This is a genomic window from Ectothiorhodospira shaposhnikovii (assembly GCF_022227765.1).
Taxonomy (GTDB): Bacteria; Pseudomonadota; Gammaproteobacteria; order Ectothiorhodospirales; family Ectothiorhodospiraceae; genus Ectothiorhodospira.
Window position 1 is genome coordinate 99,364 of record NZ_JAJMLZ010000003.1, and the last position, 25,174, is coordinate 124,537.

The following is a 25,174-nucleotide window of genomic DNA, read 5'->3' on the forward strand; positions in this document are numbered from 1 at the left end:
AGAATCAACCCCGGAGACAACATGAGCTGTGATTACCGTGCCCTGGCCAATGCCGGGGTTCAGAGCCTGATGCCTTACCAGCCCGGCAAGCCGGTGGAGGAGCTGGAGCGGGAACTGGGCATCCGCGAGAGCATCAAGCTGGCCTCCAACGAAAACCCCCTGGGCCCCAGTCCCCGTGCCATTCAGTCCCTGGGCGGATTGCTGGAGGGGCTGGCCCTGTATCCCGATGGCGGCGGTTTCGCCTTGCGCCGCCGTCTGGGGGAGGTGCTGGGGGTGGAACCGGCCTGCATCACTCTGGGCAACGGCTCCAACGACGTGCTGGAACTCATTGCCCGGGCCTATCTCTCCCCCGGCCGCAACGCGGTCTTCTCCGCCCATGCCTTTGCCGTCTATCCGCTGGTGGTGCAGGCGGTGGATGCCGAGGCCCGCGTCGCCCCGGCCAATCCCGTGGATCATGCCATGCCCTACGGCCACGACCTGGCCGCCATGGCGGAGCGGGTGGATGCCCATACCCGGGTGATCTTCGTCGCCAACCCCAACAATCCCACCGGCACCTGGCTGGATGGCGCTTCCCTCAAGGCCTTCATCGCCGCTCAGCCCCGGGAGACCCTGGTGGTGGTGGACGAGGCCTATTTCGAATACGTGGAAGAAGCCGAATACCCGGATACCACCCGCTGGCTGGCGGAATTCCCCAACCTGGTGGTGACCCGGACCTTTTCCAAGATCCACGGCCTGGCGGGTCTGCGCATCGGCTACGCGGTGTCCAGTCCGGAGGTGGCGGACATCCTCAATCGGGTGCGTCAGCCTTTCAATACCAACACCCTGGCCCAGGCCGGTGCCCTGGCCGCCCTGGAAGACGACGCCCACGTGCGTGAGTCCGTCAGGGTGAACCGGGAAGGTTTGGCCTTTCTCACCGCCGCCTGCCGCGAGCGGGGTCTGGATTTCATTCCTTCGGTGGGCAACTTCCTGTGCATCGACATGGGCCGGGAAGCCGGGCCGGTGTATCAGGCTCTGCTGCACCAGGGGGTGATCGTGCGTCCCGTGGGCGGCGGTTACGGTCTGCCCCGTCATCTGCGGGTGACGGTGGGGCGTGCCCATGAAAACCGGCGTTTCATCGACGCCCTGGATCAGGTGTTGGGCCGGTGATTCGTCGTCTGACCATTTTCGGTGTCGGCCTCATCGGCGGTTCCCTGGCCCTGGCCCTGCGCCGGGCCGGTACCTGTGAGGAAGTGGTAGGCTGTTCCCGTTCCGAGGACCATCTGCGCCAGGCGGTGGAGCTGGGCGTGATCGACCGCTACAGCCTGGATCCGGCAGAGGCAGTGGCCGGTGCCGACATGGTGGTGCTGGCGGTGCCCCTGGGCGCGATGGGCGGCGTCTGCGCTGCCATCCGTGACCATCTGGCACCGGATGCGGCCCTCACCGATGTGGGCAGCGCCAAGGGCAGCGTGGTGGACGCAGTGCGGGAAGGGTTCGGTGAACTGCCCCATGGCTTCGTGCCCGGTCATCCCATTGCCGGGACCGAGCGCAGCGGCGTGGCGGCGGCCTTCCCGACCCTGTTTCAAGGCCGGCGGGTGATTCTTACCCCGCTGGATACCACGGACATCGGTGCCCTGGCCAAGGTGCGCACCATGTGGGAGGAGACCGGGGCGGTGGTGGAAAGCATGTCCGTGGCTCATCATGACGAAATCCTGGCCGCCACCAGTCATCTGCCTCACCTGCTGGCCTTCGGTCTGGTGGACAGCCTGGCCCGCATGGGTGAGCGGGACGAGATCTTCCGTTATGCGGCCGGCGGTTTTCGCGACTTTACCCGCATCGCTTCCAGCGATCCGGTGATGTGGCGGGATATCTGCCTGTCCAACCGGGAGGCCATCCTGTCGGTGATGGCCCACTACCAGGAAGATTTGACCATGATCACCGAGGCGGTGTCCCGGGGTGACGGTGAGCGGCTGCTGGAGATCTTTCAGCGCGCCAAGGCGGCCCGGGATCGGTTCTGTGAGTGAATGTTCTTTTCGTGGATGCAGGTGATCAGATGACACACGGCAGTATGCTGGAATTCCTGGTGGAACCGGGCGGTCGGCTTGAAGGCCGCTGCCGGGTTCCCGGTGACAAATCCATCTCTCATCGCTCCATCATGCTGGGCGCGCTGGCGGAAGGCACCACCGAGGTGAGTGGTTTTCTGGAGGGAGAGGACTGCCTGGCCACCCTCAAGGCCTTTCGCGCCATGGGGGTACGGATCGACGGTCCCGAAGCCGGGCGGGTGACCATCCACGGCGTGGGCTTGCAGGGTCTGAAGGCCCCCGACGCCCCCCTGGACCTGGGTAACTCCGGGACATCCATGCGCCTGATGGCCGGCCTGCTGGCCGGACAGCCGTTTGATACCGTGTTGACCGGCGATGCCTCCCTGAGCCGTCGACCCATGCGTCGTGTCACCGAACCACTGTCACGCATGGGTGCCCGCATCGACACCGGCCCCGAGGGCCGTCCCCCCCTGACCATCCGGGGTGGACGGGCGCTGGAGGGCGTTGACTATGACATGCCCGTGGCCAGTGCCCAGGTCAAGTCCAGTCTACTCCTGGCCGGCCTCTATGCCCGGGGCAGGACCTGTGTGACCGAACCGGCACCAACCCGAGACCACACCGAGCGCATGCTCACCGGGTTCGGCTATGACGTGGCGTGCGACCAGGGGCGGGTCTGCCTGCAGGGTGGGGGGCGTCTGCACGCCGCTGCCATCGACGTGCCGGCGGATATCTCATCCGCGGCCTTCTTCCTGGTGGGGGCCTCCATCGCGCCCGGTTCCGAGCTGACCCTGGAGCATGTGGGCGTCAATCCCACCCGCACCGGCATCATCGATATCCTGCAACTGATGGGGGCCGACATCCGCCTGGAAAATCCCCGTGAAGTGGGTGGCGAGCCGGTGGCGGATCTGGTGGTGCGGGCCGCCCCCCTCAAGGGCATCCGTATCCCCGAGGCCCTGGTGCCCCTGGCCATCGACGAATTTCCCGCCATCTTCGTGGCGGCCGCCTGTGCCGAGGGTGAAACCGTGCTCACCGGTGCCGAGGAGTTACGGGTCAAGGAAAGCGACCGGATTCAGGTGATGGCCGATGGCCTGGCCGCCTGCGGTATCCAGGCTCGACCCACGCCGGACGGCATCGTGATTCAGGGTGGCCGGCTGCAGGGCGGCGTGGTGCAGAGTCACGGCGATCATCGCATTGCCATGTCCTTTGCCATGGCGGCGCTGCGGGCCCAGGGATCCATCCGCATCCAGGACTGCGCCAACGTGAATACCTCCTTCCCGGGTTTTGCCGCGCTTGCCGGTGGGGCGGGGCTGAACATCCATGTGATGGAGGGGGGCGTCTGATGTCCGTGCCCGTGATTACCCTGGACGGTCCCGGTGGTTCCGGCAAGGGGACGGTGAGCCGCCTGCTGGCCGAACGATTGGGCTGGTCCTTCCTCGACAGCGGTGCTTTGTACCGTCTGGTGGCCCTGGGCGCCCTGCGCCGCGGGATGGCGCTGGACGACGTGGCGCGAGTGTCCGAGCTGGCCCGTCATCTGGATGTGTGCTTTGAACTGGATGAGGCCGGTGCCCCCACGGTTCGCCTGGACGGCGATCGGGTGGGCGGCGAGTTACGTACCGAGGCCTGTGGCGATGCCGCTTCAAAAGTGGCCGCCATTCCCGAAGTCCGGCAGGCCCTGCTGGATCGGCAGCGGGATTTTCGCAGCGCCCCGGGGCTGGTGGCCGATGGCCGGGATATGGGCACGGTGGTCTTTCCCGATGCGCCATTGAAGGTTTTCCTGACCGCGGACACGGAAGAGAGGGCCCGGCGTCGCTACCTGCAGTTGAAGGAGCAGGGCCTTAATGCTAACCTGCCAGCCCTCATAGAAGAGCTGGCCGAACGTGATCGGCGTGATGCGGAGCGGGCCGTGGCCCCGCTCAGGCCCGCGGAAGATGCCATCGAGGTGAACTCCACCCACATGAGCATCGATGCGGTCCTGAACGAGATCCTCGCATTGGCGGCGAAACGCGGTCTGATGGCAGTGCAATGATCGTATGGTCCGGGGCAGGCAAGCCCGGGATCCTTTTTGAATAACCGGTCTGCAACGGGATAGTGCAGGCCCCAATACTATTTTGCAGGTTCAACCAACCCATGACTGAAAGTTTCGCGCAACTGCTCGAAGAGAGCTTGTCCTCCATCGAGATGCGGCCCGGCTCCATCTTGAACGGCACTGTCATCAACATCACCAATGACATGGTGGTGGTCAATGCCGGCCTCAAGTCCGAGGGCGTCATCCCCATCGAGCAGTTCTACAACGAAAAGGGTGAGCTGGAAATCCAGATCGGCGATCTGGTGGAAGTGGCCCTGGAGTCCCCCGAAGACGGCTTCGGCGAGACCCGCATGTCCCGCGAGAAGGCCAAGCGTGCCAAGGCCTGGGAACGCCTCGAAGAAGCCATGGAGAAGGACGAGACCATCGCCGGCATGATCAGCGGCAAGGTCAAGGGCGGCTTCACCGTGGAACTGGGCGACATCCGCGCCTTCCTGCCGGGCTCCCTGGTGGACGTCCGCCCCGTGCGCGACACCGCGTACCTGGAAGGCAAGGAACTGGAGTTCAAGCTCATCAAGCTGGATCGTCGCCGCAACAACGTGGTGGTGTCCCGCCGCGCCGTGGTGGAGAAGGAATACAGCGCCGAGCGCGAAGCCCTGCTCAAGAACCTGCAGGAAGGCATGGTCCTCAACGGTATCGTCAAGAACCTCACCGACTACGGTGCGTTCCTGGATCTGGGCGGTATCGACGGCCTGCTGCACATCACCGACATGGCCTGGAAGCGGGTCAAGCACCCCTCCGAAGTGGTCAACATCGGTGACGAGATCCAGGTCAAGGTCCTCAAGTTCGACCGCGAGCGCAACCGCGTCTCCCTGGGTCTGAAGCAGCTGGGCGAAGATCCGTGGGAAAACATCACCCGCCGTTATCCGGTGGGCACCCGTCTGTTCGGCAAGATCACCAACATCACCGACTACGGCTGCTTCGTGGAAGTGGAAGACGGCGTCGAAGGTCTGGTGCACGTCTCCGAGATGGATTGGACCAACAAGAACGTGAACCCCGCCAAGGTCGTGGTGGTGGGCGAGGAAGTGGAAGTGATGATCCTCGACATCGACGAGGAGCGTCGCCGCATCTCCCTGGGCATGAAGCAGTGCCAGCCCAACCCCTGGGACGAGTTCGCCGCCATGCACAACAAGGGCGAGAAGGTCTCCGGTGTGATCAAGTCCATCACCGACTTCGGCATCTTCGTGGGCCTGGAAGGCGGTATCGACGGTCTGGTTCACCTGTCCGACCTGTCCTGGAACATGCCCGGTGAAGAAGCCGTTCGCAACTTCCGCAAGGGCGAGGAGATCGAGGCCGTGGTGCTGTCCGTGGACCCCGAGCGTGAGCGCATCTCCCTGGGTCTGAAGCAGCTGGACAAGGATCCCTTCTCCAACTTCGTGGCCGAAAACGCCAAGGGCAGCATCGTCAAGGGTGTGGTCCGGGAAGTGGACGCCAAGGCTGCCGTGGTGGAACTGGGTGATGGCGTCGACGGTATTCTGCGTGCCTCCGAACTGTCCCGGGATCGCGTCGAGGACGCCCGCACCGTGCTGAGCGTCGGAGACGCGGTCGAAGCCAAGTTCGTGGGCGTGGATCGCAAGAACCGCACCGTGACCCTGTCCATCAAGGCCAAGGAAAGCGACGAAGAAGCCGAAGTGATGCAGGACTACAGCGGTTCCTCCGCGGCTACCACCTCCCTGGGTGCGTTGCTCAAGGAACAGCTGGCCGGCAGCGGCGACTCCGAGAAGAAGTAAGGCTCGCTCCATCATCCCCGGATGCAACCCATCCGGGGATGTTTGCGTGCCGGGAGTCATGGTCGTGTAACATGCAAAGGGCAGGACGATGACGAAATCGGAACTCATCGATATACTAGCTCGCAAGCAGAGCCATCTCGCGTATAAAGATGTCGAGTTGTCGGTCAAGACCATACTCGAACAGATGAGCCAGGCACTGGCCACCGGAGACCGGATCGAGATTCGCGGTTTCGGCAGTTTCTCGCTGCATTTCCGGCCGCCGCGGGTAGGGCGCAACCCCAAGACGGGTGAGACCGTGTCTCTGCCGGGGAAATACGTGCCTCACTTCAAGCCTGGCAAGGAATTGCGGGAGCGGGTCAATGAGCCGGAAAAGGCCGGGATCCGCTGACGTGGCAACACACTAATGTCCACAATCGGGAAAGCAGCCCATGAGTCGAGTCATTCTTCCGTTGGTTCTCATCCTGGCCGTTGTTCTGGGGGCCAGTTTCACGATTCTTAATGCCGGGGAGGTGGATGTACACCTGTACCTGGAAAGTTTCCAGGTGCCGCTGTCCATCGTAGTCTTCGTCAGCATGCTGCTGGGGGCCGTTCTTGGGGGTCTGGCTTGCAGCGGTCTGGTGATGCGCCGTGGCCGTGACGCACGCCTGCTACGCAAGCGTTGCAAGCGGGCCGAAGATGAGATTGCCAGACTGCGCGCACTACCCAGCAACAGCAAGGTTTAATTTTCATGATGGAACTCCTGTGGCTGCTGCTGCCGGTAGCGGCAGCCTCGGGGTGGCTGGCGGCCCGTCGTACGGCTCGGCATGATGTCGAGCCCGAGCGGGCCGTTACCTTTTCCAGCCATTACATCAAGGGTCTCAACTATCTCCTGACCGAACAGTCGGACCGTGCCCTGGAAGTGTTCATCGACATGGTGGACGTGGATCCGGACACGGTGGAGACCCACCTGATCCTCGGCAGCCTGTTCCGTCGCCGGGGCGAGGTCGACCGGGCGATCCGTATCCATCAGAACCTGGTGGAGCGGGAAAATCTGGATCCGGCACAGCGAGCCAATGCCCTGATGGAGCTGGGGCGCGACTACATGAAGGCCGGTCTGCTGGATCAGGCCGAATCCCTGTTCAAGGAACTCATCCAGCTGGGCTTTCTCCAGGCGGATGCCTACCGGCGCCTGCGTGCCCTGTATGAGCGCGAACGGGATTGGGCCAATGCCATCTGGGCCAGCGAACAGTTGTGTGAATTTTCCACCGAGCCGCAGAACCGCCGTATCGCCCAGTACCATTGCGAACTGGGCGAAATGGCGCGATCGAAGGGGGATGCCCCGGACGCGGGCCGGCATGCCCGCAAGGCCCTGAGTTTTGATCAGGATTGTGCCCGCGCCGGTATCCTCATGGGTGACCTGGCCCTGGATGATGCCAATCCCCGGCTGGCGGTGGAGCACTACAGCCGCGTGATGCGCCGGGATGCGGGATTCATCTCCCTGGTACTCCCCCGCATCCAGGACGCATTTACCCGTCTGGAAGATGCCCGGGGCCTGGAATCCCTGCTGACGGAACTGCGTGACCAGCATCCCTCCGAGGCCACCTCGCTGGCCCTGGCCCAGGCACTGGAAGCCCGGGGACGACTGGATGACCTGGATACGCTGCTGCGGGAGGAGATGGCCCGGGACAAGGTATCCCTGAAACTGTTGCCGGTCTATCTGCGCCTCAAGGCACAGCGCAACGCGGCGACCGCGGACGTGCTTCCGGCGGCCATCGGGATGCTGGACCGGTATCTGGAGGGGCATGTCTGCAACACCTGTACGCAATGCGGATTTCAGTCCCGCACCCATTTCTGGCATTGTCCCAGTTGCCAGGGCTGGGCCACCATCCGTCCCGTTGACAGTCTGATTGATCAGCGTCCGGAAACCTGTTTGACGCCCCCCTGAGCAGGACGGTCCCGCCGTCCTGGTCTGTCCCCCGTTTCCCATTACGAGGTTTGCCAAGATCATGTCCCTGATTTCCTCCGGCCCACGGGTCATCGTGGCCCTGGATTTTCCCGATGCCGATGCCGCACTGAGCCTGGCGTCCCGGCTGAACCCTTCGCAGTGCCGTCTGAAAGTGGGGTTCGAACTGTTTGTCAGCGCCGGACCGGCCCTGATCGAGCGTCTGCACGCCCTGGGTTTTCAGGTATTTCTGGATCTCAAGTTCCATGACATCCCCAATACCGTGGCCGGAGCCTGCCGGGCCGCCGCGCGTCTTGGGGTCTGGATGGTCAATGTCCATGCCAGTGGCGGTCGCCCCATGATGGAGACGGCGCGGGAAGCCCTGGAGTCCGTGGCCACTTCGGGGCAGCGCCCGCTGCTGATCGCAGTGACCGTACTGACCTCGATGGATGATGGCGATCTGGCCGGTTGCGGTGTGACCCGCACGGTGGCCGAACAGGCGCACTACCTGGCGACCCTGACCCATGAGGCGGGACTGGACGGGGTGGTCTGTTCTGCCCACGAAGCCGGTGCATTCAGGACGGCCTTTGGCGAACGTTTCCTGCGCGTGACCCCGGGGATCCGCCCGGCGGACGCGGCACTGGGTGACCAGAAGCGGGTGATGACACCCGGAGCGGCGATGGGGCTTGGATCCAGCCATCTGGTCATCGGTCGTCCCGTGACTCAGGCCCAGGATCCCGGCGCCGTGCTGACGGCGGTCAACCGGGAGATCGCTGACGCCCTGGCTTGAATCAGAGGGAGATTTGGGCGATAGTGACGGCGCGGGTACAACGGATTGCAGGAACACGCGACCCGCGTTCAACCAAGGAATGCCAAGGAAATCCTCAAGGAGGCAACGGTATGAAACGTCTGACGTCCCTGATCGTCTTTTTTTCCCTGCTGTTCACCGCCCCCGGTGCCTTTGCGACCGGCCCGGTGAATGTCAACGAGGCGGATGCCCAGTCCCTGTCCCGCGCCCTGACCGGTGTGGGGCTGACCCGGGCCGAAGCGATCGTTGCCCACCGCGAACAGCACGGTCCCTTCACTTCCGTCCACCAACTGACACGGGTGCCGGGCATCGGCCCGCGGACCGTGGAGCAGAACCTGGACCGGATCGAGCTGGGTAGCCACGCGCCACGGGACTGATCCTGCCCGCGAAGGCAGGACCAGTCCCGGATCTGCCGGGACACAACAGACAAGGGGCGGCCAACACCGCCCCTTGTCTGTTTTGTGTCATCGCATCGGCCTATACTGACTGATCCTGGGACCGAATCCACACAATCCGACCAACGAAGACGTGCTTATGCAAAAAAAGATAAGGAAGGCAGTTTTTCCCGTGGCTGGGATGGGCACTCGCTTCCTGCCCGCCACCAAGGCCAACCCCAAGGAAATGTTGCCCGTGGTGGACAAGCCCTTGATCCAGTACGCCGCCGAGGAGGCGGTGGAGGCGGGCATCGACGTGCTGGTATTCGTCACCGGGCGCAACAAGCGCTCCATCCCCGATCATTTCGACAAGGCCTATGAGCTTGAAACGGAGCTGGAAGAGCGCGGCAAGGAAAAGATGCTGGAGATCGTCCGCAATATCCTGCCCGCCGGCGTGACCTGCGTCTACATCCGCCAGGCGGAGGCCCTGGGCCTGGGGCATGCGGTGGGCTGTGCCCGCCCGGTGGTGGGCGATGAGCCCTTTGCCGTCATCCTGGCCGACGACCTCATTGACGGTGCGGGGAAAGGGGCGCTCAAACAGATGGTGGAAGTCTACGAACAGTATGGTTCCAGTATTCTGGGCGTGGAAGAGGTACCGCCCAGCGAGACGCACAAATACGGCGTGGTCACGCCGGAGCCGATTGCCGACCGCCTCTGGAACGTCACGGGCATCGTGGAGAAACCGGCACCGGAGGTGGCGCCCTCCAACATGGCCGTGGTGGGGCGTTACATTCTCACCCCCCGTATCTTCGAGTTGCTGGAAAACACCCAGAAAGGTGCCGGTGGAGAGATCCAGCTCACCGATGCCATCTCCGATCTGCTGGCCGAGCAGCAGGTACTGGCCCATCGATTCAACGGTACCCGTTATGATTGCGGCAGCAAGCTCGGCTATCTGCAGGCCACCGTGGAATACGCCCTGAAGCACCCGGAGCTCAAGGATGACTTCCGGGAGTATCTGCTGGGGAATGTCTGCAGTCGCGGCATCTGAGTGTAGGAATCAGGCCACACACCGGTCGATGTCCTTCAGGAAACACTGGACCAGTCTTCTACCGCCACTTCGGCTCCGCTACCGCCACTCCCGCGGAAGCGGGAGTCCGGAATTTCCAGTAGTCTGTGGCTGGATTCCCGCTTGTGCGGGCATGACGGGTTCAGAATGGTCTTATCCTTGAATTTTCAAGTCATGAGGGCGGTACGGGGTACCGCCCTCAACAAGCATCGGTCGGGAAGTGAGCTGGTTCAGATTCATTCAACGATCCGCTCGGCCCAGGGAAAATACCGTTTCCCTGGGGCGGCGGGATGATGAGCGTTACGAGCGCTGGTCCAGGGCCGTCAAGCGGACGCGCGTCTCCCGCAACCTGTTGAACATCGCATGGACGGCAGGCCCGGTGACCGTGCTGGGTCTGTCCGGTGGCTATTACATCGGCTATGGCCGTCCTCCTTCCATTGAGCTGGTGACTTATTTCGTCAGCTTCACCGTTCTCTCCGGCCTCATCGGCCTGATCGCCAAGATCGTTTACGACAGCATTCACGGCACCGCCAAGGAGCAGGCACAGGCCGATGTCATGGAGGCCATCGACAAGCTGGGAGATCTGATCCTGGCGGTGCGGGACCTGGCCATGGAGGGACTGGATCCGGAGGTGCGTCGTCGTGAGGCCGCCGTGCAACTGCTGCAGCGGGTGGATCTTTCACCGGAAGGGGTGGCCTTTGCCTGCGAAGAACTGACCGGCAATCCGGCGCTGGGGCGCTGGCTGGCGCAGATCGACACCTTCCGGCGGGCCGGTCTGTATTCCCGCATCCGTGACATCCATCAGGAAAGGGGCGAGGAATTCGAGCATATCGTCGCGGATCTGCGGCAGATCGCGCCCGTGGCCGCGGGCATCCTGCGGGAGCGCTACCTGGGCAGGGCGCCCAAGCTGCAGCTGGGCGTACCCCGGGACGAGTTCTTTCTGGAACGGGTGATGGCCGCCATTGAGCAGGACAACCCCCTGCTCATGACCACTACCGACGTGGAAGCCATGCTGGTACTGGCCTTTGAACTGGTCAATGGGCGCGAGATTCCCATGCTCATGTTCAGTTATACCGGCAAATGGCGGTTGGCCGGGGCGCTGGATCAGATGGAGGCGGCGCGCAGCCGTTACCGTATTGCCCAGGCAGCCGCCAGTAACCGGATTCGTGCCCTGGCTTCCTGGCTGGTGGAGGTGGACCTTTTGGCCTACGAGGAAGTGCCCGAGGGGCTGTCGTCCCACCTGTTGGTGGAGCGGGTGGTGCTGGCACTGGATGAACTGGCCACGCTGCTGGATGACCTGTGCAGGGGCCTGCGGGAGGATCAGCCCGACCCCCAGTCCCGGGGAGATCTTCGTCGCCTGGCGGAAAACCTGGCCACGGCCCTGCGCCTGTATCGCACCGCCCACGAGGCGTTTCAGGAAGTGGGACGTGTCCATGCGGAGCTGCTCCGGACATCGGAAGCCTGGGAGGCGCTCACTTCCCGGGATCTGGATGCCTCCGAGCAGCTGCGGGTGGGACCGGGCCGTCGCGGGCTTCGTATCGTGGAAAAGGTGGTCAGCCTGGAGGAGGATGCCCGCGAGTCGGTCTGCCAGCATCTGGTGAGGTATCTGCACGGCGAGCATCTGGAAAAACGCGGGCGACGCTTCTTCACCCGTCGTGACGGTCGTCGCCGTCCCCTGACCCTGGACGGGGCCAGGCAGTTGGCGGTGGAAGTGGCCTTAGCCCTGGAGCCCCATATCGGCCTGTCCCGTCCCGAGGTACAGCGGGGGGTGGGGGCGACCCAGGCCAGCTACCTGGGCAGCCTGGAGCCGGGCATGAGTGCCCAGGAAAAACGCATCCTGGGCGAGGCCATGGCCCTGGAGGTGGAGCAGGACATGAGTCGAGCCGCGGAGCGCCTGGCCCTGGCTCTGGTGAAACACTATCGGGTGAGGCTGACGGATGCCGCCCGGGATTTTCTCATCGAGACCTATGGCGCCCGTCCCCAGGTGTTGAGCATGATCTCCCAGAGCCACCTGGACGAGATGCCCCGCATCAGTCTGTTGAGCCTGCGGCCACCAGTGGTGCCCAGCCCACGCCGGGACTGGTATCGCAGTCTGGTGCGGGCACGCAGAGTGTTGCCGGACTGATCCTGGAGACCTTAAATTCATCATTTTTCAGGGGATGAGAAACCCCATCGCTCCACCAACCTGAACAGGACCAGGGCGGTGAATAGCAGTCCCAGTACGATGACCTCCGTCTCGATCACCCGGGATACCATCCAGTAATGCAGGATGCCGCCCGCCGCCGAGACATAGGCCAGACGATGCAGCCACTGCCAGCGTACCCGACCCAGTCGTTCCCTGGCTCTGTTCACCGAGGTCAGCACCAGCGGCACCAGCATCACCCAGGCAATCAGCCCCGTCTGAAGGTGTCTGAGCGCCAGAACTTCGGCGACCATGAAAGACCATGACCCGCCCTGGATCATCACCACCCAGACCAGGACATGCAGCAGCAGGTAGGTAAAGGCCCATAACCCCATGGCCCGGCGCACCGCCGGGAAGCCCGGCCAACCGGTCAGCCGGAAGGCGGGTCCCAGGGCCAGGGTTGCCAGGAGCAGATACAGTCCCCAGCGCCCCAGTTCATGCAGCAGTCGCTCTTCCGGCACCACCCCCAGCATGCCGGTCTGCCAGGCAATGCCGAGCCATGACAGGGGCAGGGCGGCGCCAATGAACAGGATCACCCTGAATCCCCGGATGAATCGCGGTGAGGCCGACCCCATCAGAAATGGCGGCGCAGGTCCATGCCGGCGTAGAGATCCGCCACCAGTTCCCCATAGCCGTTGAACAACTCCGTACGACGTCGCCCGCTTTCACCGATGCGTCGTTCCGTGGCTTGCCGCCAGCGCGGATGGCGGACTTCCGGGTTCACGTTGGCATAAAAACCATACTCGGACGGTTGCCGGGCGGTCCAGGAACTGACGGGTTGATCCTCTTGCAGGTGAATGCCGACGATGGACTTGATGCTCTTGAAGCCGTATTTCCAGGGCACCACCAGCCGCAGTGGGGCACCGTTCTGATTGGGCAGTATCTCTCCGTACATGCCCACGGCCAGCAAGGTCAGCGGATGCATGGCTTCATCGATGCGAAGACCTTCACGGTAGGGCCAGTCCAGGATGCGACTGCGCTGACCGGGCATCTGTTCGGGATCGTGCAGGGTTTCAAACACCACATACCTGGCGCGGGAAGTGGGCTCAAAGCGTTTGAGTAGATCACCCAGGGGAAAACCGATCCAGGGGATCACCATGGACCAGCCCTCCACGCAGCGAAGACGATAGATCCTTTCTTCCAGGCCATGGGGGGCAAGGATGTCCTCCAGGGCGAGGCGGCCGGGTTTGTCGACTTCACCACTGATCACCACGGACCAGGGATGGGTCTGTAGCCGATGGGCATGCCGTTTCGGGTCTTCCTTGCCGGTGCCGAATTCAAAGAAATTGTTGTACCCGGTGGCCATGGCGTGATCGGTCAGCGGCTCGTCCGTGGAAAAGGGGCCTTGAACGGCATCGGCCAACCCGGCTTGCAAGGCCGGACCGGCGGATAGGCCCGGTGCCGCCGCCGCCAGCAGCAGACCTCCGGCCTGTTGCAGGAAGCGTCGTCGCTGGGCATAGACCGCCTGGGGCGTGATCTCCGAAGCAGGTGGGATCGGGTATTTCAAGCCAACCATTTTGAACTCTCTTGACCCGGCTGAAGGTCGCTTTTTTGATGCGGCTCATGGCTTTGATACATGGGGGGCGGTTTTGGTTGCACGGCAAGGGAAACAGGTCTATTTCTAGACTTATTCTAAAGTAATATCATCGACGCGAGTCAACGGGAGAAAGTCATGAAACGTATTGTGCAATCCCTTCGCAAAGCCCTGCCTGTGGCGGTTCTGGTCTGTGTCGCCGGCAGTGGGGGTGTTCAGGCCGCCGAATTTGAAAGCTACAAGCGTTATTTCGAACCCCTGCCGGCCTTGCCGCCGCTGCCGTCCAACAACTCACTGACCCCGGAGAAGGTGGAACTGGGCAAGATGCTGTTTTTTGAACCCCGCATCTCCGCCAGCGGGGTGATCAGTTGCGCCACCTGTCACAATCCGGCACTGGGCTGGTCCGATCGCATTCCCAGGGCGGTGGGGCACGATGGCCAGGTCGGAGAGCGCAACACCCCCACGGTCCTCAATTCCGGTTTCCTGGAGGCACAATTCTGGGATGGGCGCGAGCCTGACCTGGAGGGACAGGCCTTGGGGCCGATCCAGGCCGAGATCGAGATGGCCATGGAACTGGATGATGCCCTGGATCAGTTGGCGCGATTCGATGTCTATCAAGAGCGTTTCAAGGAGGCCTTTCCCGGCCAAGCGGATCCGTTGACCGCGGAGAACGTGGCCAAGGCCCTGGCCAGCTTCCAGCGCACCCTGAACACGCCGAACTCGCCCTTTGACCGCTACCTGCGGGGGGATGACAACGCCATGACCGAGCAGCAAAAGCGCGGCATGGCGGCCTTCGTGGGCAATGGCTGTATCGCCTGTCACCGCGGAGCCAATTTCTCGGACAGTCGTTTCCACCGTTTCGAGTTGCCCGGCTCCACCGATGAAGGGCGTTTCGTGGTGACGGGGGAGGAGCGTGACCGCTTTGCCTTCCGTACCCCCACATTGCGCAACGTGGCGGTGACCTACCCCTATTTCAACAACGGTAGCGTGGATAACCTCCATGACGCAGTGCAGTTGATGGGCGAGCAGATGCTGGGCCGCAAGCTGGAACAGCCGGTGGTGGATGACATCGTGGCCTTCCTCCATGCCCTCACCGGAGAGATGCCCCGGATCACGTTCCCTTCTCTGCCCTGAGCACCTGACCCCGCCGTATTGATGCGGGAGGCGTGTCCGGCAGGCCTATGGCTTGCCGGACTGATCGCTTAGAAGTTCAGTTGGAGAGACACGGCGGTTCGTGTCTCACGGCGGTTGGCGGGCCAGCTGGGGCCCTCATCGCCGCGACCGGTAAAGCCGCTGGCCAGCAGATCGTCCACGTGCAGCCCGATCTCCGCCTGCTCCCCCAGGGATCTTCGCAGGCCCAGACGCAGGAAGCCGTCGCCGGTGCCCAGGGGCGCGGCCAGTGGGTCATCCAGCCATTTCACATCGGCATGATGGTAGTACTGGAACGACAGGGTCCAGGTATCGTCGGGTGTGTAGTAACCGGCAAGATTGAAGATATGGTCCGGAACCGAGTCTGCATGGAGCCTGGTATCCGGTCCGGCGCTGCGGCTGCCCAGCAGGGACAGTCCTCCGCTCAGGCGCAAGCGGGAATTGAACCGGTAGTCGACCTGCATCTCCACTCCCTGGATGGTCAGTTTGCCCAGATTGCTGATGACCGCAGTGAAGTCTACGGGCATCTGCCCCAGGGGGATCTGGATCAGTCGATCCACCTCGTTGTGAAAGGCCTTGATGTCCAGGCTGCCCCGACCATGATCAAACAGCAGGTGACCGCCCAGTTCCAGGGATTGGATGACCTCGGCCCGGATATGCTCATCCGCGATGAAGGTCAGACCGCCTTCGCCGGGCCGAATCCCGATCGGGGTGGGGAAGACGGCCTCGATCTCCGACTCGATGAGGCTTGGGGTGCGTATGGCACGGGAGGCCACCAGGCGCAGGCTCAGGTCACTGGTGGGGAGGAAGATCAGGGCTGTCCGCGGCATGAATTCATCCCGGATCAGGTCATTGGCCTCATACATCCCGCCCAGATTCAACAGCCAGCGTTCCGCGGGCATCCATTCCAGGTTGGCGAACAGACGCTGGATGCGATTTTCCACAGTGCCGCCGGGCGTGTTGAAATAATAGGTTGAACGGGCGGTGTCCTGGCGCAGTCCGCCTCCCCAGACCACCCGGGTCCGGGGCTTCAGTTGACGATGCCATTCCACTTCCAGGTCATGCCGGCGGTTACGTACCCCCTGATCCACATCGACCCACAGGCCGGAGGCCGGGTCTTGCAGTGGGTATTCATCGATCAGGTCATACTGTTCAAAGTAATACTGCAGGCGATAGCCCGCATTGGGATCGGCATGGCCCTCCAGAACGGCATGGAGATGAACGTATTCAAAATTCAGTGTTCTGGAGGGAGGCAGCGGGTTATTGATGGCCTCCAGGCCCTTGTCCACGCGGGTCAGACCGGTGTTCACCGTCAGTGACCGGGAACCCGTCAACTCCCGATCCAGGCGCAGGTTCAGGGCCGTGCGCTCCCACTGGTCGCGGTTGCCGGGAAAGCCGTCATCCTCCGCATGGGACAAGGACAGACGGTAATGTTGTCTGTCCCCCAAACTGCCTCCCTGGCGCAGGGAGGCATCACGGACACCGTGGGTGCCGATCCGGGTCCGGACCTGCGTCCCGGGCGTATCGGCGGCATGGCGGGTCAGGATGTTGATGATGGCAAAGAAGGAGTTGGAGCCATAGGCGGCCGAGTTGGGGCCGCGAATGATCTCGATGCGTTCGACGTCATCCAGGGACAGCGCCAAGTCGCCCCACTGTGCGCCTCCGTTGGTGGGGCTGTAGATGGAGCGGCCATCCACCAGGACCTGCAGCTGGCGAACGAACATGCCTCCCAGGCCGTGATAACTGACGATGCGTCGATTGCCGTCGTGATGGCTGACCAGAAAGCCGGGCACCATGCTCAGAACATCGGCAATATGCCGGGCATCGCTGTGCTCCAGCCAGTCCCTGTCAATAATGGTGACCGAGGCCGGGGCCTCGATCTGGGGCTGCTGGAGCCGCGTCGCCGTGAGCGCCACTGGCAGGTCGAGGAAAAAATCCTGCTCCGAGAAGCTGTGAGGTTCCGCCTGTAGCCCCTGGGGCAGGATCATGGCGCCACACAGGAGCAGGGTCTTCTTGTTGGTCATTAATCGAATCAAGCCCTGAAGGCCGCGGCGGCGGCTCACAAAGTGCTGAAAACCATATCGGGATCTTTCACAGACCTCCGGTGCTGATCAAGATCTGCAGGATGGATTCGGCCAGTATCCGGTAGCCATCCTCATTGGGATGAATGGGGTCGGCCTTCAGTTCGTCCCGTGACAGTATATGGGCGAGCGCGTGATTTTCCAGAGGAATTCTAAATTCCCGGGCCAGGGCTTCATAGGTGACGGCATTTCGTAGTCGAATCAGGGTGGGGGTGGGCACGGCCACCAGTACGACCTGGACATTCCGGTCCCTGGCGGCCCGGATCATGGTCGCCAGGTTGTCCTGTTTCTGCTCCATGTCCATGCGGCGGAGCATGTCGTTTCCGCCATGGATCAGCACCAGCAGATCCGGTCTGTGCTCGTCCAGTAGCCGTGGCAACCGTTCACGCCCCTGACGACTGACTTCTCCGGGCACGCCGGCATTGATGACCTCAAGTCCCGTCAATCGGGCCAGATGGGCGGGATAGCTCTCATCCCGAGAGGCGCCGGTGCCAAAGGTGAGACTGTCGCCGAACGCCAGTATCACCGCGTCCTCGGGCAACGGCAGCATGGCCGGCGGGGCAGGGGAGCAGGCTGCGAGGAGGATCAGCAACAGCGCCGAGATCAGTCTGCCCGCGTGGTGCGCAAGCCGGCGCATCTCAGCGGATCTCCCGAGGGCCTGAATGCCCTAGCAACTGGCCGAGGCTCCGTCGTGCCTGCTGGCCGATGAAGACCCGGGACAGGCGTCGTGGACCGAACAGGAGTTGTTGCTGTACACGTCCCCCCAGATACAGCAGATCCTTGGCGGTGGGGTCGAAGGGGCGTCGACTGATACGGGCGATGCGTCCCAGGTTGATGCCCCGCCCATCGTCCAGCAGGATGAAATGCGGACTCAGGCCCCTGGCCGGGTCGGGCCGGGGGAAATCCATCACATCCAGCAGGATCCGGGGGGCTCCATGGACGCGAACCCCCAATTGCATCGGGCTTGGGACCAGTTCCACCAGATAGATGGCGTCACCAATGGCGGCACGCAGTCGTTCGATCTGCGCGTGATATTCGGTGGGAGGCCATAACTGCTCGCTCATGAGCAAGGAGACTAGGCCCGGGCGGAGGGAACTGCAACCCGGCCGACAAAGGGGAAATCCTGCGCCACGAAAAAAGCCCAGGTGGATCCACCTGGGCTTTTCAATCTTGGCTCCCCGGGACGGGCTCGAACCGCCGACCTAGTGATTAACAGTCACCCGCTCTACCGACTGAGCTACCGGGGAATTGCTTGGAAGCCCGGCATATTACGGATTCCGCCGGGCTTCGTCAACACATTTTGTGAAGTTTATTCACCTTCCACCGCGCGGGCGATTCTTTCCACCGCCTGCTTCAGATTGTCCATGCTGGTGGCGAAGGAAATGCGCACGTGACCGTCGGCGCCGAAGGCGGAACCGGGCACCAGGGCCACGCCCACCTTGTCCAGCAGGTACTCGGAGAACTTCACGTCGCTGTCCATGCCCAGCTTCTCCATCGCACCCTTGACGCTGGGGAAGGAGTAGAACGTGCCGTCGGAGGGCAGGCATTCCACGCCCGGGATGGCGTTCAGGGCCGCCACCAGATAGTCATGACGCTGCTCGAAGGCCTTGCACATCTCACCCACGCAGCCCTGGTCGCCGTTGAGGGCGGCCTCGGCGGCCTCCTGGGCGATGGAGGTGGGGTTGGAGGTGCTCTGGGACTGGATCTTCTTCATGGCGGAGATCAGGGCCTTGGGGCCGCCGGCATAGCCGATACGCCAGCCGGTCATGGCATAGGCCTTGGAGACGCCGTTGAGCACGATGGTGCGGTCATACAGTGCCGGGCAGGCCATGAGGATGTTCACGAAGGGCACGCCCCGGAACATCATGTGCTCGTACATGTCGTCGGTGGCCACCAACACATGGGGATGACGCAGCAGCACTTCGCCCAGGGCGGCCAGTTCCTCGCGGCTGTAGGCCACGCCGGTGGGGTTGGAGGGGCTGTTGATCACCACCAGGCGGGTGCGCGGGGTGATGGCGGCTTCCAGCTGCTCGGGGGTCATCTTGAAACCCTGGGACTGATCGGCGGAAACGATCACCGGCTTGCCGTCGGCCAGCAGCACCATGTCCGGGTAGGAGACCCAGTAGGGCGCGGGGATGATGACTTCGTCGCCTTCGTTCAGCAGTGCCTGGGCCAGGTTGAAGAAACTCTGCTTGCCGCCGCAGGAGACCAGGATCTGGTCGGGCTGGAAGTCATGCCCGTTGTCACGCTTGAACTTGTCGATGATGGCCTGCTTCAGGCCGGGGGTGCCGTCCACCGCGGTGTAGCGGGTCTTGTTGTTGCGGATGGCGGCAATGCCGGCTTCCTTGATGGGATCCGGCGTATGGAAATCGGGCTCGCCGGCACCCAGGCCGATCACGTCGCGGCCCTGGGCCCGTAGCTGGGCGGCAAGGGCGGTCACGGCCAGGGTGGGGGAGGGCTTGATGCGCTGAACGCGGGAAGAGAGCTTGATGTCCAAGGCGATGTCCAGGGAATGCGTGTGTGGATGGGGTTCTGCGTGTGCACACCCGGCGGGGGTGCAAGGGCGCGTACAGGAAAGACGCGCCGAGTCAAGGTAGGATGATACTGAAACCAGGTGGATAAAATAAGCCCATGGACTCATGTTTCCAGCTCAAGACCTCATACACGCCGGCCGGTGACCAGCCTGCCGCCATCGCGCAGTTGCTCGACGGCCTGGATGCCGGGCTGGCCCACCAGACCCTGTTGGGGGTGACCGGTTCCGGCAAGACCTTCACCATTGCCAACGTCATCCAGCGCGCCCAGCGCCCGGCCATCATCCTGGCCCCGAACAAGACCCTGGCGGCCCAGCTCTACGGAGAGATGAAGGAGTTCTTCCCGGACAACGCAGTGGAGTATTTCGTCTCGTACTATGACTACTATCAGCCGGAGGCCTATGTCCCGTCTTCGGACACCTTCATCGAGAAGGACTCCGCCATCAACGATCACATCGAGCAGATGCGCCTGTCCGCCACCCGCGCCCTGCTGGAGCGGCGGGATGCCATCATCGTTGCCAGCGTGTCCGCCATCTACGGTCTGGGGGACCCCCGGGCCTACCTGCAGATGGTGCTGCACCTCAAGCGCGGCGATGTCATCGACCAGCGCCTGATCCTGCGCCGATTGGCGGAACTGCAGTACACCCGCAACGATCTGGACCTCAAGCGGGGTACCTACCGGGTGCGGGGCGAGGTCATCGACATCCACCCGGCGGAGTCGGACCGGGAAGCGGTGCGCATCGAGCTCTTCGACGAGGAGATCGAGCAGCTCTCCTATTTTGATCCCCTCACCGGGGAAGTGCTGCGCCGGGTGCCGCGCCTGACCATCTACCCCAAGACCCACTATGCCACCCCCCGGGAGACCCTGCTGGCGGCCATCGAGCAGATCAAGGATGAACTGCGGGACCGCCTGGAGGTGCTGCGCCGGGCGGATCAACTGGTGGAGGCCCAGCGCCTGGAACAGCGCACCCGGTTCGATCTGGAGATGATGCTGGAGCTGGGCTACTGTTCGGGGATCGAGAACTACTCCCGTTACCTGTCCGGGCGTAACGCCGGTGAACCGCCGCCCTGTTTCTTCGACTACCTGCCCGATGACGCCATCCTGGTCATCGACGAGAGTCACGTCACCGTGCCCCAGCTGGGGGCCATGTACAAGGGGGACCGGTCCCGCAAGGAGACCCTGGTGCAATACGGCTTCCGGTTGCCGTCCGCCCTGGATAACCGGCCGTTGCGTTTCGAGGAGTTCGAGGCCCTTTCACCCCAGACCCTCTTCGTCTCCGCCACGCCCGGCCCTTATGAACAGGAGAAGGCCGGTCAGGTGGTGGAGCAGGTGGTGCGTCCCACCGGACTGGTGGACCCGGAGGTGGAGGTGCGACCCGTCTCGACCCAGGTGGATGACGTGCTGTCCGAGATCCGGCTGCGGGTGAAGGCCAACGAGCGGGTCCTGATCACGACCCTGACCAAGCGCATGGCCGAGGACCTCACCGATTATCTGGGGGAACACGGGGTTCGGGTGCGTTACCTGCATTCGGACATTGACACCGTGGAGCGGGTGGAGATCATACGCGATCTGCGTCTGGGAGAATTCGACGTGCTGGTGGGGATCAACCTGTTGCGGGAAGGGCTGGACATGCCGGAGGTGTCCCTGGTGGCGATCCTGGATGCGGACAAGGAAGGCTTCCTGCGTTCGGAGCGTTCCCTGATCCAGACCATCGGCCGGGCGGCCCGCAATCTCAACGGCAAGGCCATCCTGTATGCGGACACCATCACCGGCTCCATGCGTCGGGCCATGGACGAAACGGCCCGCCGCCGGGACAAGCAGATCGCCCACAATCAGGCCCATGGCATCACGCCGAGGGGGGTGCAAAAGCGCATCGCCGATATCATGGAAGGGGCCTATGCCGGCGGCGCCATGGCCACGCCGAAACGCCATGCCAAGGTGGCCGAGGAGGAGGCACGCTACGGACGGCTGTCGCCCCGGGACACGCTCAAGGAGATCAGTCGCCTGGAGGCACGCATGCTTGAGCATGCCCGTAATCTGGAATTTGAAGAAGCGGCCCGCCTGCGGGACGAAGTTGCGCGTCTGCGCGAGGGGATGTTGGGGGTGGTGGAGTCATGAAGTGTAGAAGCGTGTCTGCCCTGGCCCTGCTGGGAGCATGGGCATGGAGTCTTTCCGCCGGCCTGGGGGCAACGACCCTGTCGCTGCAACCGGGCTCGGATCTGGTGGGCGAGTTGCGGCATGTGGAGGCCCGCCATGAACACACCCTGATCGACATTGCCCGCAGTCATCAGGTGGGGTTCGAGGCCATCCGCAATGCCAACCCGGACCTCAATACCTGGATTCCCGGCGAAGGGGCCAGAGTATTGCTGCCGCTGCAGTTCGTGCTGCCGGACGCACCCCGTCGAGATATCGTCATCAACCTGCCGGAGATGCGACTTTATTATTTTTCCGCCGACGGCAAGCAGGTGATGTCCTATCCCGTCAGCATCGGGCGCATGGACTGGGATACTCCCCTGGGTACCCTGAAGATCACCGAAAAGCGTGAAAATCCCACCTGGACGCCGCCCCGGTCGGTACGGGAGTCCTACGCGGCCCAGGGCAAGAGCCTGCCGGCGGTGGTGCCGCCAGGGCCGGACAACCCCTTGGGTGAGTTCGCCATGCGGCTGAGCCGTCCCAGTTACCTGATCCACGGCACCAACTGGTCCACCGGCATCGGCATGCGCGCGACCCACGGCTGCATCCGCATGGACAATAACGACATCCGCACCCTCTATGGCCGGGTGCCGGTGGGGACATCCGTCAATATCGTCAACCAGCCCTTCAAGGCCGGCTGGAAGGGGGATGTCCTGTACCTGGAGGCCCATCCGCCCCTGGAAGAGTTCAAGGCGGATCACAGCATCACTCCGGCGATCCAGCGCATCATGGCGGCGGTGGGTGAGAAGCCCGCCCGGGTGGACTGGACACGGGTGCGTGAGGTGGCCGAGGCCGCCACCGGCGTACCCCAGCCCGTGGGCTACCGGGGGGAACTGACGGCCTTGCCGGAGTTGCGTCTGGGGCAGCGTCCCGCGGTGGCGCCGGAAGCCGATGCCGGTGACTGGTTCGTGCAGATGGGCAGTTTCAGCGAGGTGGACCGCGCCCGGGTGTTGAGCGCCAGGCTGGAGCAGGAGGGCTTTCCCGTCAATGTCTCCCAGTTCAGCAAGGGCGAGCGACCAATGTACCGCGTGTTACTGGGGCCGGTGCAGGACCGGGCCGCCGCCACCGACCTGGGCGAGCAAGTGGCCCGCCGGATGCTGATCGAAGGGATGGTGATACAGTTGCCGCGATAAGGACGTGCCGAACCCGTCACTCCCGCGAAGGCGGGAGTCCAGGGTTTTCACTCCGTGGCCTGGATTCCCGCTTTCGCGGGAATGACGTGTTGGGGGTGTCTCCGGGCGCTGTATGTGGCCAAGAGTGGGGGAAAGGGACCGGGTGAGAGTGGAGTGGGGCTGTTCCGCGTTGATGCAATCATGCTGATATGGCATAACGGTTCTGTGACCGATTACCGGTTTTGACATCCCCGCCCCAAGGAGCTCCAGCCCACATGGATTGTCACCCCCACCAATCTCCCACCATCTGCTGAACCGGCCCCAGGTTGCCGGGTAATGCCCATGGGAAACGCGCCATGAACACCGAAAACCACACCCAACTCGCCGCCTTCATCTGGTCCGTGGCGGACCTGCTGCGGGGGGATTTCAAACAGTCCCAGTACGGTCGCATCATCCTGCCCTTCACCCTGCTGCGGCGCCTGGAGTGTGTATTGGAACCCACCCGGGCCAACGTACTCAGCACCGCCCAGGAACACCAGAGCAAACCCGATGCGGTGCGCGAGAAACTGCTGCTCCGGGCGGCGGATCAGCCCTTTTTCAATGCCTCGCCCCTGACCCTGGGCACATTGTCCGATACCCAGACCGGCGATGACCTGATGCGCTACGTGCAGTCGTTCAGCGGAGATGCCCGGGAGATCTTCGAGCACCTGGAGTTCGAGGGGTTTATCCAGCAACTGAGCGCCAACAACCTGCTCTATCAGGTGGTGCAGCGCTTCGCCGCCATCGACCTGAGTCCGCAACAGCTCTCCAACTACGGCATGGGGCTGGTGTTCGAGGAACTGATCCGCAAGTTCGCGGAAAGCTCCAACGAAACCGCCGGGGAGCACTTCACCCCCAGGGACATCGTGCATCTGACCACCTCCCTGATCCTCACCGGTCAGGAAGACCGGCTGCAACCGCACCGGATCGTCACCGTCTATGACCCAACAGCAGGGACGGGGGGATTTCTCTCCGAGAGTGATGAGTACATCCAACAGGTCAGTCAGGGCGTGACCGTCTCCCTGCATGGCCAGGAACTCAACCCGGAGTCCTACGCCATCTGCAAGGCGGACATGCTCATCAAGGGCCAGGCGGTGGAGCAGATCAAGCTGGGCAACACCCTTTCCGACGACCAGCTGGCGGGCGAACGCTTCGACATCATGCTCTCCAATCCTCCCTTTGGCGTGGAATGGAAGAAGGTCCAGAAGGCGATCACCGACGAGCACACGCAGAAGGGCTTTGATGGGCGCTTCGGTCCCGGTCTGCCCAGGGTGTCCGATGGCTCTCTGCTCTTTCTGATGCATCTGGTGAGCAAGATGCGCCCCCGCCAGGAGGGTGGATCACGCATCGGCATCATCCTCAACGGCTCGCCCCTGTTCACCGGGGGAGCCGGCAGCGGGGAATCGGAAATCCGCCGCTACCTGCTGCAGCACGACCTGGTGGAGGCCATCATCGGCCTGCCCACCGATATGTTCTATAACACCGGCATTGCCACCTATGTGTGGATTCTCTCCAATGACAAGCCCGCCGAGCGCCGGGGCAAGGTGCAACTGATCAACGCCACCGGTCGGGCCAGCAAGATGCGCAAGTCCCTGGGCAGCAAGCGCCAGTATGTGGCCGATGGCGACATCAACGAGATCGTGCGCCTGTATGGCGCCTTTGGGGAGGCGGAAGAAAGCCGGATCTTCCCGGTGGAGGCCTTCGGCTACCGGCGCATCACCGTGGAACGTCCGCTGCGGCTGAACTTCCAGGCCAGCCCGGAGCGCATCCAGCGACTGCTGGAGGAAAAGCCGATTCAGAAGCTCGATGGCACCACCCGCCTGGGTGTCCAGGCCGCCTGCGAGCGGCTGGGTGTCGAACGGGTCTACACCCACCGCGATGCCTTCCTGAAGGATCTCAAGGCGGCGCTGAAGGCGCTGGACCTGAAACTGGGCGCTCCCGTCATGAAGGCCATTCAGGGTGCCTTGTCCGAGCGCGACCCCGAGGCGAGCATCTGCACCGACAACCAGGGCAACCCGGAGCCGGACACCAGCCTGCGGGACAATGAGAACGTGCCCCTGGGTGAATCCGTGTTCGACTATTTTGAGCGGGAGGTGAAGCCCCACGTCCCCGATGCCTGGATCGACGAGAGCAAGCGCGACCTGCTGGACGGGGAGATCGGCATTGTCGGCTTCGAGATCCCCTTCAACCGTCACTTCTACAAGTTCATCCCGCCGCGTCCGCTGGAGGAGATCGACGCGGATCTGAAGGCCTGCACGGACCGGATCAAGCGGATGATTGAGGAGTTGTCGGCGTGAGGCGGTCGCAGAGAATAGTGGACGATGTTTGCCTTGCTCTTTCTGGGTTGACAGC

At 63.2% G+C, this 25,174-nt stretch carries 22 protein-coding genes and 1 tRNA gene; 16 read left to right on the forward strand and 7 right to left on the reverse strand.

Going from position 1 to position 25,174, the window contains the following annotated elements; all coding sequences use genetic code 11:
• The first annotated feature begins 21 nt into the window (after nt 1-21).
• The 12 genes from hisC (at nt 22) to LQD11_RS05410 (ending at nt 12,125) form a co-directional block, all read left to right on the forward strand.
• On the forward strand, nt 22-1,146 hold the full coding sequence (gene hisC, locus LQD11_RS05355) for a histidinol-phosphate transaminase (RefSeq protein ID WP_238616605.1): 1,125 nt from the start codon (nt 22-24) through the stop codon (nt 1,144-1,146).
• Complete coding sequence (locus tag LQD11_RS05360; RefSeq protein ID WP_008932235.1) at nt 1,143-2,000, forward strand: prephenate dehydrogenase; 858 nt, start codon at nt 1,143-1,145, stop codon at nt 1,998-2,000. The genes hisC and LQD11_RS05360 overlap by 4 nt, the downstream gene beginning before the upstream one ends.
• Nucleotides 2,001-2,029: 29 nt before the next feature.
• Nucleotides 2,030-3,358 carry a 3-phosphoshikimate 1-carboxyvinyltransferase gene (aroA, locus tag LQD11_RS05365; protein ID WP_240544915.1) on the forward strand — a complete coding sequence of 443 codons (1,329 nt, stop codon included), beginning with the start codon at nt 2,030-2,032 and terminating at the stop codon, nt 3,356-3,358.
• Entirely contained in the window at nt 3,358-4,044 is a 687-nt protein-coding gene (gene cmk / locus LQD11_RS05370; protein WP_238616607.1) for a (d)CMP kinase, read from the forward strand. Before aroA ends, cmk begins: the two co-directional genes overlap by 1 nt.
• A 101-nt stretch (nt 4,045-4,145) precedes the next feature.
• Entirely contained in the window at nt 4,146-5,831 is a 1,686-nt protein-coding gene (gene rpsA / locus LQD11_RS05375) for a 30S ribosomal protein S1 (protein WP_238616608.1), read from the forward strand.
• Between the two features lie 88 nt (nt 5,832-5,919).
• Nucleotides 5,920-6,219, forward strand: a complete 300-nt coding sequence (locus tag LQD11_RS05380) for an integration host factor subunit beta (protein ID WP_238616609.1) — start codon at nt 5,920-5,922, stop codon at nt 6,217-6,219.
• Between the two features lie 40 nt (nt 6,220-6,259).
• Nucleotides 6,260-6,553 carry a LapA family protein gene (locus LQD11_RS05385; protein WP_238616610.1) on the forward strand — a complete coding sequence of 98 codons (294 nt, stop codon included), beginning with the start codon at nt 6,260-6,262 and terminating at the stop codon, nt 6,551-6,553.
• A 5-nt stretch (nt 6,554-6,558) separates the two neighbouring features.
• On the forward strand, nt 6,559-7,755 hold the full coding sequence (gene lapB, locus LQD11_RS05390; RefSeq protein ID WP_238616611.1) for a lipopolysaccharide assembly protein LapB: 1,197 nt from the start codon (nt 6,559-6,561) through the stop codon (nt 7,753-7,755).
• 61 nt (nt 7,756-7,816) lie between these two features.
• Nucleotides 7,817-8,542 carry an orotidine-5'-phosphate decarboxylase gene (gene pyrF / locus LQD11_RS05395; protein ID WP_238616612.1) on the forward strand — a complete coding sequence of 242 codons (726 nt, stop codon included), beginning with the start codon at nt 7,817-7,819 and terminating at the stop codon, nt 8,540-8,542.
• A 110-nt stretch (nt 8,543-8,652) separates the two neighbouring features.
• Nucleotides 8,653-8,937, forward strand: coding sequence for a ComEA family DNA-binding protein (locus LQD11_RS05400; protein WP_238616613.1), 285 nt, complete (start codon nt 8,653-8,655; stop codon nt 8,935-8,937).
• A gap of 157 nt (nt 8,938-9,094) precedes the next feature.
• Nucleotides 9,095-9,982: a UTP--glucose-1-phosphate uridylyltransferase GalU gene (gene galU, locus LQD11_RS05405; RefSeq protein WP_238616614.1), complete on the forward strand. Its 888-nt coding sequence runs from the start codon at nt 9,095-9,097 to the stop codon at nt 9,980-9,982.
• Nucleotides 9,983-10,220: 238 nt separating this feature from the next.
• Entirely contained in the window at nt 10,221-12,125 is a 1,905-nt protein-coding gene (locus tag LQD11_RS05410) for a hypothetical protein (protein WP_238616615.1), read from the forward strand.
• 20 nt (nt 12,126-12,145) lie between these two features.
• Here the strand turns inward: LQD11_RS05410 and LQD11_RS05415 are convergent, their stop codons facing one another.
• Together LQD11_RS05415 and msrP are read right to left on the reverse strand one after the other, a co-directional pair.
• A complete protein-coding gene (locus tag LQD11_RS05415; RefSeq protein ID WP_238616616.1) occupies nt 12,146-12,718 on the reverse strand; it encodes a protein-methionine-sulfoxide reductase heme-binding subunit MsrQ in 573 nt (190 codons plus the stop codon).
• 38 nt (nt 12,719-12,756) lie between these two features.
• Nucleotides 12,757-13,698 (reverse strand): protein-methionine-sulfoxide reductase catalytic subunit MsrP, encoded by a 942-nt coding sequence (msrP, locus tag LQD11_RS05420; protein WP_238616617.1) that lies wholly within the window; start codon nt 13,696-13,698, stop codon nt 12,757-12,759.
• A 156-nt stretch (nt 13,699-13,854) separates the two neighbouring features.
• On the opposite strand from msrP, the gene LQD11_RS05425 reads away from it, so the two are divergent.
• Complete coding sequence (locus tag LQD11_RS05425; RefSeq protein ID WP_238616618.1) at nt 13,855-14,850, forward strand: cytochrome-c peroxidase; 996 nt, start codon at nt 13,855-13,857, stop codon at nt 14,848-14,850.
• Nucleotides 14,851-14,918: 68 nt separating this feature from the next.
• On the opposite strand, the gene LQD11_RS05430 is transcribed toward LQD11_RS05425, so the two are convergent.
• The 5 genes from LQD11_RS05430 to LQD11_RS05450 form a co-directional block, all read right to left on the reverse strand.
• Nucleotides 14,919-16,889 carry a TonB-dependent receptor plug domain-containing protein gene (locus LQD11_RS05430; protein WP_238616619.1) on the reverse strand — a complete coding sequence of 657 codons (1,971 nt, stop codon included), beginning with the start codon at nt 16,887-16,889 and terminating at the stop codon, nt 14,919-14,921.
• Nucleotides 16,890-16,956: 67 nt separating this feature from the next.
• Entirely contained in the window at nt 16,957-17,583 is a 627-nt protein-coding gene (locus tag LQD11_RS05435) for an arylesterase (protein WP_238616620.1), read from the reverse strand.
• Between the two features lies 1 nt (nt 17,584).
• Nucleotides 17,585-18,010 (reverse strand): hypothetical protein, encoded by a 426-nt coding sequence (locus LQD11_RS05440; RefSeq protein WP_238616621.1) that lies wholly within the window; start codon nt 18,008-18,010, stop codon nt 17,585-17,587.
• A gap of 107 nt (nt 18,011-18,117) precedes the next feature.
• A tRNA-Asn gene (locus tag LQD11_RS05445) sits at nt 18,118-18,193 on the reverse strand.
• Between the two features lie 62 nt (nt 18,194-18,255).
• Nucleotides 18,256-19,443, reverse strand: a complete 1,188-nt coding sequence (locus LQD11_RS05450; protein ID WP_008933233.1) for a pyridoxal phosphate-dependent aminotransferase — start codon at nt 19,441-19,443, stop codon at nt 18,256-18,258.
• Between the two features lie 134 nt (nt 19,444-19,577).
• On the opposite strand from LQD11_RS05450, the gene uvrB reads away from it, so the two are divergent.
• The 3 genes from uvrB (at nt 19,578) to LQD11_RS05465 (ending at nt 25,119) form a co-directional block, all read left to right on the forward strand.
• Entirely contained in the window at nt 19,578-21,596 is a 2,019-nt protein-coding gene (gene uvrB, locus LQD11_RS05455) for an excinuclease ABC subunit UvrB (RefSeq protein WP_238616622.1), read from the forward strand.
• Nucleotides 21,593-22,804: a L,D-transpeptidase family protein gene (locus LQD11_RS05460; protein WP_238616623.1), complete on the forward strand. Its 1,212-nt coding sequence runs from the start codon at nt 21,593-21,595 to the stop codon at nt 22,802-22,804. Before uvrB ends, LQD11_RS05460 begins: the two co-directional genes overlap by 4 nt.
• 335 nt (nt 22,805-23,139) lie before the next feature.
• Nucleotides 23,140-25,119, forward strand: a complete 1,980-nt coding sequence (locus LQD11_RS05465) for a type I restriction-modification system subunit M (RefSeq protein ID WP_238616624.1) — start codon at nt 23,140-23,142, stop codon at nt 25,117-25,119.
• Nucleotides 25,120-25,174: the final 55 nt, after the last annotated feature.